Here is a 9635-nt window from a genome sequence, read left to right on the forward strand (position 1 = left end):
TTGCTCGCGAACCGCATGGCACCGTGCCTTGCAGGTTCGCGAGCAAGCTCGCTCCTACGAAAAGCGAATACGCCGCGTCAGCCCTTGAGCTTGGACCAGATGCGGTCCTGCAGCTCGCGGGACTTGTTGCTGCATTCCTTCTCCAGGCGCAGGCGCTCGGCGTATTCCGGCGGCATGTTGATGGCGTCCATCACCTTCCACTTGGCGTCGAGCAGCTTGTCGGTCTCGATGCCGTTGGAGTAAGCGATGGCGTTGGTCACCGCGGCGGCGTTCTCCGGCTTCATCATCCAGTTGATGAAGACCTTGGCGTTCTCCGGGTGCGGCGCGCTCTTAGGCACGGCGAAGTTGTCCTGGAAGGAGGCCACGCCCTCACGCGGGTAGACGTACTTGATGGTGCTCTTCTGCAAGGTGGCGCGGGCGGTGGAACCGTTCCAGTTCTGCATCAGTACCACTTCGCCTGAGGCCATGCGGTCCACGGTGTTGTCGGAGCTGTACATCTTCAGGAAGGGCTTCTGCTTCTGCAGCAGTTCGAGAATCTTCTTGGCGTCCTGCGGGTTCTCGGTGCACTCGTCGACGTTCAGGAAATGCGCGGCGGCATTGATCAGGCTGCTCGGCGTATCCAGCGCGGCGACCTGGCCCTGCAGTTCCGGACGCGGCTCGAAGAATTCCTTCCACGAGTCATCCAGCTTGCCGCCCGGCACCCGCGCGCTGTCGTAGGAGAAGCCGGTGGTGCCCCACAGGTAGGGAGCCGAATACTTGCGTCCCGGATCGAAGGCCGGATCGCGGAAAGCCGGTTTGACGTACTGGAAGTTCGACAGCGTGGGCGTGTCGATTTCCCGCAGCAGGTTCTGCTTGATCAGTGTCTGCATGATCGAGTGCGACGGCACGATCACGTCGTACGCGGCGCCGCCGGCCTGAAGCTTGGCCAGCAGGGTTTCGTTGCTGTCATAGCCGTCCATGGTGACCTTGATGCCGGTCTCCTTCTCGAACTTGGCCAGCAGCTCCACCGGGTAGTAGTCGGTCCAGTTGTAGAAGAACAGCTGCTTGGGCTCCTCGGCCTGGGCAACTCCCGCAGCCAGCAGAGCGAGGGACAAACCGGCAAGGCCGTGACGCAGGGCATTCAACTTCATCGTTTTCTCCAGAAAGAGCGAAAGGTCGGCAGTCTTGATCAGGCGTCCGGTTTGCCGCGCTGGCCGAGCCAGTACGACAGCACCACGAGGACGATGGAAATCACCAGCATGAGGGTCGAGATCGCATTGATCTCGGGCGTTACCCCGGCCTTGATGGCCGAGAAGATGTAGACCGGCAGCGTCGTCGAGCCGGGGCCGGCGACGAAGAAGGTCATGATGAAATCGTCGAGGCTGACCACGAACGCCAGCACCGCGCCGGACAGCACAGCCGGCCACAGTAGCGGCAGGGTCACCCGGCGGAACACCTGCCAGGGGCTGGCGTACAGGTCGCCGGCGGCTTCCAGCAGGCTCTTGTCCAGATCGTTCAGTCGCGCACGGATCGGCAGGTAGGCGAACGGAATGCAGAAGCCGACGTGGGCGACTATCACCGTCAGCAAGCCCAGCTTGATGCCCAGCGACATGAACAGCAGCAGCGTGGCCACAGCGATGACGATCTCCGGCAGGATCAGCGGCAGGTTGATGCCGCCCTCCACCAGCCGCCGTCCGTAGAACGGCCGCGAGGTCGCCAGTGCCGCCGCCAGGGCGATGGCCGTGGACAGCACGGTGGCGAAGCCGGCGACCACCAGCGAGTTGAACGCCGCCGCCTGGATCGAGGGATTGGCGACGATCTTGCCGTACCAGGCGAAGGAGAATTCGGTCCACACCGTGGCCGAACGGTTGGCGTTGAAGCTGTAACCGATCAGCACGAGGATCGGCAGGTACAGGTAGGCCAGGACCAGCAGGCTGGTTTCGCGGGTGCCGGGGAGTTTCTTCAGGTGCTGGGCGATCATGCGTTGGCTCCTCCCAGGTGGACGGCCTTGGCGGCGCGGCGGCTATACAGGGCGAACGCGATCAGAGCGAGCAGCATGATCGCCAGCAAGAGGAACGACAGCGAGCCGCCCAGGGGCCAGTTGCGCGCGGTGCCGAACTGCTGCTGGATCAGGTTGCCGATCATCAGCGTCTTGCCGCCGCCGAGGATGGCGGGCGTGATGAACGCACCCAGGCTCGGCACGAACACCAGCAGGGAGCCGGCGATCACACCGGGCATCGACAGCGGCAGGATCACCCGGCGCAACGCCTTCCAGCGGTTGGCGCCGAGGTCGTAGGCGGCCTCGACCAGGCGCCAGTCGAGCTTCTCCAGGGTCGAGTAGATCGGCAGGATCATGAACGGCAGGAAGCTGTAGACCAGCCCCACGCAGACGGCGAAGTCGTTGTACAGCAGGGTGATGCCGCCGGCCTGGGGGAACAGCGCATTGACCGTCTGGGCGATCCAGCCGTGCTCACGGAGGATGATCAGCCAGGCGTAGTTGCGGATCAGCAGGTTGGTCCAGAACGGAATGGTGATCAGCAGCACCATGAGGTTGCGCGAGCGCTCGCTCAGGCTGGTCATCCACAGGGCCACCGGGAAGCCGAAGAGGAAGCACAGCAGCGTGGTGCCGCCGGCCTGGAACAGCGAGCGCAGCAGCGCCTGGGCATAGACCCAGTTAAGCTCCAGGTTGCCGTCGAAGTCTTCCTGGAAGAACAGCTGCACGTAGCTCTGGATCTGCCAGTCGGCGTGCCAGTCGACGCCGCCGTAGAGGTTGCGCGGCAGCAGGCTGATGTAACCCATGATCGCCAGCGGGATGGCGATCAGCCCGAGCAGCGTCAGCGCCACCGGGCTGAGCAGCAACAGGCGCCGGGTAGTGGGCGACTCCTTCATGCTCAGGCCTCCATCAGCAGGCAGGCCTGGGGCGGCAGGTGCACCGCCACGGCCTCGCCGACGTCGCGGGCGCGGCCGCCCTCGTTGCTCTCGCGCAGGGTGATCTGCGAGGCGTCTGGCAGGCGGCAGCGGTATAGCGTGGCGGTGCCGACGTACATCACCGTCTCGATCACCGCCCGCAGGTGATGCGGCTGCGACGGGTCGACCAGCTTCGAGCGCTCTGGACGGAAGGCCAGTTGCACACTGGTGCTGCTCAGGCCCGCCGGCAGCTCGCAGGGGATTTCCGCCGCCATGGCATTGGGATGGAAACCGCCCTGGCGCATCTGCCCGGGGAGGAAGTTGATGTCGCCGATGAACTGCGCGACGAAGCGGTGCGTCGGGCGTTCGTAGATCTCGTTGGGCGTGCCGATCTGCATGATGTTGCCGTGGGACATCACGGCGATGCGGTCGGACAGGGTCAGCGCTTCTTCCTGGTCGTGGGTGACGAAGATGAAGGTGATGCCCGCCTCTTCCTGCACGCGCTTGAGCTCGACCTGCATCTCCTTGCGCAACTTCAGGTCCAGCGCGGACAGCGGTTCGTCGAGGAGCAGGACCGAAGGCTTGGGCGCCAGTGCGCGGGCCAGCGCCACGCGCTGCTGCTGGCCGCCGGACAGCTCGGCCGGCTTGCGCCGCGCCAGGTGTTCCATCTGCACCAGTGCGAGCATCTCCTTGACCCGGCCGGGAATCTCGCCGCGCGCCAGGCCCTGCATCTCCAGGCCGAAGGCGATGTTCTCGCTCACCGACATGTGCGGGAACAGCGCATAGCTCTGGAACACGGTGTTGATGCGGCGGCGGTAGGGAGGCAGGTCGTTGACCCGCTCGCCACCGACGAGGATGTCGCCGGAGGTGACGTTCTCAAAGCCGGCGATGCTGCGCAGCAGCGTGGTCTTGCCGCAGCCGGACGGCCCCAGCAGGGTGAAGAACTCGTTATGGGCAATGTCGACCGAGACCTCGTTGAGGGCAGGAGCGACGTTGGGATCATCGGTGTAGCGCTTGCTGACCCGGCGCACCTCGACTGACGACGAGTGATTCATTTTGGTGCATTCCTCTTGTTTTTGTATGCAATATTTGAATGCAATCTAGAAATAGCTGATGTATTTTTCTTCTGCAACTGCTTTTGCACGGACGGTTTTGCGGCATCCTTCCCTGGGTCAAGCAAGAGGCGGAGTCGGTCATGACGGAGAAACACCCCGAGTCCACGGTGGAACGTGTCTACCAAGGGGTTTACGAGGCAATCAGCAAGCGCAGCCTGCGCCCGGGCATGAAGCTCGGTGAGGCGGCTTTGGCGGATTTGTTCAAGGTCAGCCGCACTTCGGTGCGCGCGGCGCTGAAACATCTGGAAGCGGACGGGCTGGTTTCCAGCGCGCTCAACAAGGGTGCATGGGTATCCTTACCCAGCGACGAAGAAATCCGCTCGCTGTTCGAAACGCGGCGGCTGATCGAGATCGGCATCGTCAGCGAACTGTGCCGCCGCGCGGACAGCGCGATCATCCAGGACCTGCGCGACCACGTGGCGCTGGAAGAGGCGACCCACGACCAGGACCACGCGCGGTTCGTCCACCTGCTGGGTGAATTCCACCTGAAGCTGGCGGCGGCGCTGAACAACCCGGTGCTGCTGGATTTCTTCCGCAAGCTGATCGAGCGCGCCTCGCTCTACGCCACGACCCTGGACGACGACCAGCACGAGACCTGCCGCGGCAACGAGCACCAGCGGTTGATCGAATACATCGAGTCGGGCAACCAGGCGGCGGCCATCGAGCTGACCTGCATGCACCTCAATGCCATCGAGCAGGCCATCCTCAAGGCGGCAGGGAACCTGAAGGCGGATTACCATCCGCTCAAGCATCTGATCGGCGGTTAATCCCGCGCGGCCTTTTGCAGGAGCGAGGGGGACGCCATCGTCATCGCTAGCGAACCGCATAACGCCAGCGTTGGGCAGGAATCTGTTCGCGAGCAAGCTCGCTCCTACAGACAGCGAAACGCCCGGCATTGGCCGGGCGTTTTCATTCAGGCGGTCGGGCCGCCTGTAATGCGATCGAAGCCCCGACGGATTTCCTCTTCGGGAAGGTTGTCCCCGATAAAGACGATCACGCTCTCGCGCTGTTCGTTGCCCTTCCATTCGGTGTCCCAGTCGAACCCATACAGCCGCAGCACACCCTGGAACACCAGGCGGCGTTCCTCGCCGGCGATGTTCAGCACGCCCTTGTAGCGCAGCAGTGAATTGCCGTGCCATTGCAACAGGTCGTCCATGAATTCGCTGAGGCGTTCGATATCCAGCGGGTTGTCGCTGCGCAGCACCAGGGTGGTGATGCGGTCGGTGGTGTCCGCCGCCGGGCGCACCGGGCGCAGCAGCGGGCGCAGGCCGAGGTCTGCGTTGAGGTTGAAGCCGCGCACATCGAGCAGGCGTTCCAATTCGATGGCTCCGTGCTCCACGGCATGGATCTCGGCACGGCGGTTGATGCGCTGCAGGCGCTCGACCAGGGCTTCGTACTGCTCCGGCGAGACCAGGTCGGCCTTGCTGATCAGGATGCGGTCGCCGAAGCCAACCTGGGCCTGGGCGATGGCTTCCTGCAGGTGGCGGTCGGCGTTGGCGGCGTCCACCAGGGTGATGATGCCGTCGAGCAGGTAGCGCTCGCGCAAGGTTTCGTCGACGAAGAAGGTCTGCGCCACCGGGGCCGGGTCGGCCAGGCCGGTGCACTCGATCACCACGCGGTCGAAGTCCAGCTCGCCGCTGTCGCGGCGCTCCAGCAGGACGTAGAGCGCGCGCTCAAGGTCGCTGTTGATGGTGCAGCAGACGCAGCCGTTGGACAGTGTCGTCACCTGAACCGCGTCGTCACCGAGCAATTGAGCGTCGATGGGTGTCTCGCTGAACTCGTTCTCGATCACGGCGATCTTCAGGCCATGCTCGGCCTTGAGGATGTGCTTGAGCAGGGTGGTCTTGCCAGCCCCGAGGAAGCCGGTGAGGACTGTCACCGGAACCTGCGGCGCGCTTGCGGAATCGGTCATGGGTACATCCAGGCAATCAGAAAGGAAAACGGGCCGCGATCGCTCGCGGCCCGTCCGTTATACACCCATCCGCGTGGTCAGCAGCAGCGGATCGGCCTCCCCTTGCCGCCACCGTAGCGCGCCTCCTGGCGCTCGCGGAAGAACTCCTCGTAGGTCATCGGAGTCTTGTCCGGGTGCTTGTTCTGCATGTGCTGAACGTAGGTGTCGTAATCGGGCATGCCGACGAGCATGCGCGCGGCCTGCCCGAGATACTTACCCATGCGGCTGAGGTCGTTGAACATGATGTTCCTCCGTCAGGCGTCCGGGATCGGCTGGAAAGGAGCTTCCTTGTCGGTGCGCTCCTTCTTGGTCCAGGCGCTGGCGCCGACCTTGATCGCGTACACCAGCACGCTGAACACCACCAGCAGGAACAGCACGGTGAGGCCGGCGTTGATGTAGGCGTTCATCATCACGTGCTGCATCTGCCCGATGTCCTTGGCCGGGGCGATGATCTGCCCGGCGTCCAGGCCGGCGGAGTACTTCTTGCCCAGGGCGATGAAGCCCACAGCCGGGTTGCTGTCGAACAGCTTGATCAGGCCGGCGGTGGTGGTGCAGATCAGCAGCCAGGCAGCCGGCAGGGCGGTCACCCAGACGTATTGCTGGCGCTTCATCTTGATCAGCACGACGGTGGCGAGCATCAGCGCGATGCCGGCAAGCATCTGGTTGGAGATGCCGAACAGCGGCCACAGCGTGTTGATGCCACCCAGCGGATCGACCACGCCCTGGTACAGTAGCCAGCCCCACAGCGCAACGCAGCCGCCGGTGCCGATGATGTTGGCGGTCCAGGATTCGGTCTTCTTCAGCGCCGGCACGAAGTTGCCCAGCAGGTCCTGCAGCATGAAGCGCCCGGCACGGGTACCGGCGTCCACCGCGGTGAGGATGAACAGCGCCTCGAACAGGATCGCGAAGTGGTACCAGAAGGCCATGGTGTTCTCACCCGGCAGCACCTGGTGAAGGATGTGCGCGATACCCACGGCGAGGGTCGGTGCACCACCGGCACGGGCCAGGATGGTGGTCTCGCCGATGTCCTTGGCGGTCTGGGTCAGCACGTCCGGAGTAATGGCGAAGCCCCAGCTGCTGACAGTGGCGGCGACCGCATTGACGTCGGCGCCGACAACGGCCGGCGGGCTGTTCATGGCGAAATAGATGCCCGGCTCGATGACCGAAGCGGCGACCATCGCCATGATGGCCACGAAGGACTCCATCAGCATGCCGCCGTAGCCGATGTAGCGGGCGTCGGGTTCGCGGTTGAGCAGCTTGGGCGTGGTGCCCGAGGAGATCAGCGCGTGGAAGCCGGAGACGGCGCCACAGGCAATGGTAATGAACAGGAACGGGAACAGGCCGCCCTTCCACACCGGGCCGGTGCCGTCGGTGAACTGGGTCAGGGCCGGCATCTTCAGCTCCGGCGAGACGATCACGATGCCGATGGCCAGGGCGACGATGGTGCCGATCTTCAGGAAGGTCGACAGGTAGTCGCGCGGGGCCAGCAGCAGCCACACCGGCAGCACCGAGGCGATGGCACCGTAGGCGATCAGCATCCAGACGATCTGCACGCCATGGAAGGTGAACACCGGGGCCCACTCGGGGCTGGCGGCGATCTGCCCGCCGAGCCAGATGGAACCCAGCAGCAGCAGGATGCCCACCACAGAAATCTCGCCGATACGGCCCGGACGGATGTAGCGCATGTACACGCCCATGAACAGCGCGATCGGGATGGTCGCCAGCACGGTGAACATGCCCCACGGGCTTTCGGCCAGGGCCTTCACCACGATGAGCGCGAGCACCGCGAGGATGATGATCATGATCAGGAACGCGCCGAACAGAGCGATGGTCCCCGCCACCTGCCCCATTTCCTCGCGGACCAGTTCACCCAGGGAACGCCCGTTGCGGCGGCTGGAGATGAACAGCACCATGAAATCCTGCACGGCACCGGCCAGCACCACGCCGGCAATCAGCCAGAGCGTGCCGGGCAGGTAGCCCATCTGCGCAGCCAGCACGGGGCCGACCAGCGGGCCGGCGCCGGCGATGGCAGCGAAATGGTGACCGAAGAGGATGTGCTTGTTGGTCGGGACGTAGTCCAGGCCGTCGTTGTTGAGGACCGCGGGGGTCGCTCGGTTGGGGTCCAGTTGCATCACCTTGGTGGCGATGAACAGGCTGTAGTAGCGGTAGGCGACCAGGTAGATGGCAACCGCCGCGACGACGATCCACAGTGCGTTGATGGCTTCGCCGCGACGCAGTGCCACGACTCCCAAGGCAAATGCACCGACTATCGCCACCGCCAGCCAGGCGAGGTGACGTAGCAGGCTGTTGTTATTGTTCATAGCGAGGCTTCCGACAGTTTGAAGGCGAGAATTCGCAGAAAAATTCTAGTCTTTTCCAGCGACCCATTCATACGACCTTAGTCTAGGGCGATTACGCGCTTATTGCCGGAGGTCAAAGCGTTCGACCGCAGGGTCAGGAAACGAAAAGGCCCGCCTGAGGCGGGCCTTTTGCGGCGCAACGGTGGTCAGGCCGGCTGCTTGGCGTACTGCGCCAGGACCTGGTCGCGGCTCATCACCGCCAGGGTGTTGTTCAGCACCTGCTCGCCGGTGGCATTCTGCGAAGTGAAAATCTCACCGAAGTGCTGCTGGGTGACCTGGGCGAAGTGCGCGCGGTCCTGGGTCGGAATGCCGAGCAGGACGGCGTAGGCATCCAGCGCCTCGCCATGCCCCTGGGCCATGTTCTCGGCGATATTGTCGAGCATGCCGTTCATGGCGAAGATCGAACGGCCGCCATAGGAAATGCGTTGGCTGGCGTCGCAACCGTTGGTGCCGGAGGTCAGGCCGAAGGTGGCGTTGCCCGAGGTGCCGTTGGTGGTGGTGGCCAGCAGGTGCGGGAACAGGCCGCGCTGGCCGTCGAAGACCATGTTGCCCCAGCCGCAACCCTTGCCGCTCTGGCCGGCTTCATCCGCGTGCGCTGCCAGGCTGGCAACGCTGATAACCCCGAAAATCAGACCCTTGATGAGCTTCTTGTCCATGTTCTGCACTCCGCAGTATTGGTGGTTTAACGCACATGGAGCTTTGGCGAGGGTCCGCAGGCTGTCAAACCCGCGCGGGTTGTGTCTGACGGACGAAACGTCAGCAATCGGTGTACGACGCGTCAGCAGTGCCTTGCGTCTATAGTGAGGCGAAGCAGAAACGGGCGGAGAGCCACGACATGACTGACGATCACGACGAGCGCCGGCGCTTCCAGCGCATCGCCTTCGACGCCGGCACCGAGATCAGCCAGGGCGACCTGCGCTGGAAGGTGACGCTGCTGGACCTGTCACTGCAGGGGCTGCTGGTGCAACGGCCGGAACACTGGAGCGTCGTTGCAGAGGAACCGGTGCAGGTGCGCATCTACCTGGGCTTCGACGTCAACGTCTACATGGAGGCGGAGCTCGCCTGGGAGCGTGAAGGCCTGCTGGGCTTCAACTGCCGGCACATCGACCTGGACTCCATCAGCCACCTGCGGCGCCTGGTGGAGCTGAACCTGGGTGACGAATCGCTGCTGGAGCGAGAGCTGACGCTGCTCAGCGAGCATTGAAATTACGTGCCGGCGTTGGCCGATCGCGGACGGAGTCCGCTCCTACGCCCAGATCTAGCATTTTCGTAGGAGCGGGCGCCCGCCGCGCTGGGTGTTACCAAAGCTGAACCCCCGATTGG

At 64.0% G+C, this 9635-nt stretch carries 10 protein-coding genes; 2 read left to right on the top strand and 8 right to left on the bottom strand.

All coding sequences use genetic code 11. The features are described 5' to 3' along the window. Window positions 1-77: 77 nt before the first annotated feature. The 4 genes from MJ122_RS18535 to MJ122_RS18550 are packed head-to-tail and all read right to left on the bottom strand — an operon-like array spanning window position 78 to window position 3941. Entirely contained in the window at window positions 78-1130 is a 1053-nt protein-coding gene (locus tag MJ122_RS18535) for an extracellular solute-binding protein (protein ID WP_239745410.1), read from the bottom strand. 38 nt (window positions 1131-1168) lie between these two features. Next, window positions 1169-1960, bottom strand: coding sequence for an ABC transporter permease (locus MJ122_RS18540; protein ID WP_239745411.1), 792 nt, complete (start codon window positions 1958-1960; stop codon window positions 1169-1171). Continuing rightward, window positions 1957-2868, bottom strand: a complete 912-nt coding sequence (locus MJ122_RS18545; protein WP_171049504.1) for an ABC transporter permease — start codon at window positions 2866-2868, stop codon at window positions 1957-1959. The genes MJ122_RS18540 and MJ122_RS18545 overlap by 4 nt, the downstream gene beginning before the upstream one ends. 2 nt (window positions 2869-2870) lie before the next feature. After that, window positions 2871-3941 (bottom strand): ABC transporter ATP-binding protein, encoded by a 1071-nt coding sequence (locus MJ122_RS18550; protein WP_151188397.1) that lies wholly within the window; start codon window positions 3939-3941, stop codon window positions 2871-2873. Between the two features lie 140 nt (window positions 3942-4081). Here MJ122_RS18550 and MJ122_RS18555 point away from each other — a divergent pair, with 140 nt between their 5' ends. Continuing rightward, window positions 4082-4768, top strand: a complete 687-nt coding sequence (locus MJ122_RS18555; RefSeq protein WP_239745420.1) for a GntR family transcriptional regulator — start codon at window positions 4082-4084, stop codon at window positions 4766-4768. A gap of 146 nt (window positions 4769-4914) precedes the next feature. Here the strand turns inward: MJ122_RS18555 and yjiA are convergent, their stop codons facing one another. The 4 genes from yjiA to MJ122_RS18575 all read right to left on the bottom strand — a co-directional run bounded on the left by yjiA (window position 4915) and on the right by MJ122_RS18575 (window position 8968). Then, the gene (gene yjiA / locus MJ122_RS18560; RefSeq protein WP_239745422.1) at window positions 4915-5913 is read right to left on the bottom strand and encodes a GTPase; all 999 of its coding nucleotides are present in this window, start codon (window positions 5911-5913) and stop codon (window positions 4915-4917) included. 77 nt (window positions 5914-5990) lie between these two features. Next, window positions 5991-6194 (bottom strand): YbdD/YjiX family protein, encoded by a 204-nt coding sequence (locus MJ122_RS18565; protein ID WP_015478970.1) that lies wholly within the window; start codon window positions 6192-6194, stop codon window positions 5991-5993. 12 nt (window positions 6195-6206) lie between these two features. Continuing rightward, window positions 6207-8273, bottom strand: coding sequence for a carbon starvation CstA family protein (locus tag MJ122_RS18570; RefSeq protein ID WP_017520677.1), 2067 nt, complete (start codon window positions 8271-8273; stop codon window positions 6207-6209). Between the two features lie 185 nt (window positions 8274-8458). Further along, on the bottom strand, window positions 8459-8968 hold the full coding sequence (locus MJ122_RS18575) for a DUF3015 domain-containing protein (RefSeq protein WP_017520676.1): 510 nt from the start codon (window positions 8966-8968) through the stop codon (window positions 8459-8461). A gap of 179 nt (window positions 8969-9147) precedes the next feature. Between MJ122_RS18575 and MJ122_RS18580 the strand changes: the two genes are divergently transcribed. Continuing rightward, window positions 9148-9516, top strand: coding sequence for a PilZ domain-containing protein (locus MJ122_RS18580; protein ID WP_239745431.1), 369 nt, complete (start codon window positions 9148-9150; stop codon window positions 9514-9516). Window positions 9517-9635: the final 119 nt, after the last annotated feature.

The sequence above is a fragment of the Pseudomonas sp. DP-17 genome (genome assembly GCF_022380625.1).
Taxonomy (GTDB): domain Bacteria; phylum Pseudomonadota; class Gammaproteobacteria; order Pseudomonadales; family Pseudomonadaceae; genus Pseudomonas; species Pseudomonas nitroreducens_A.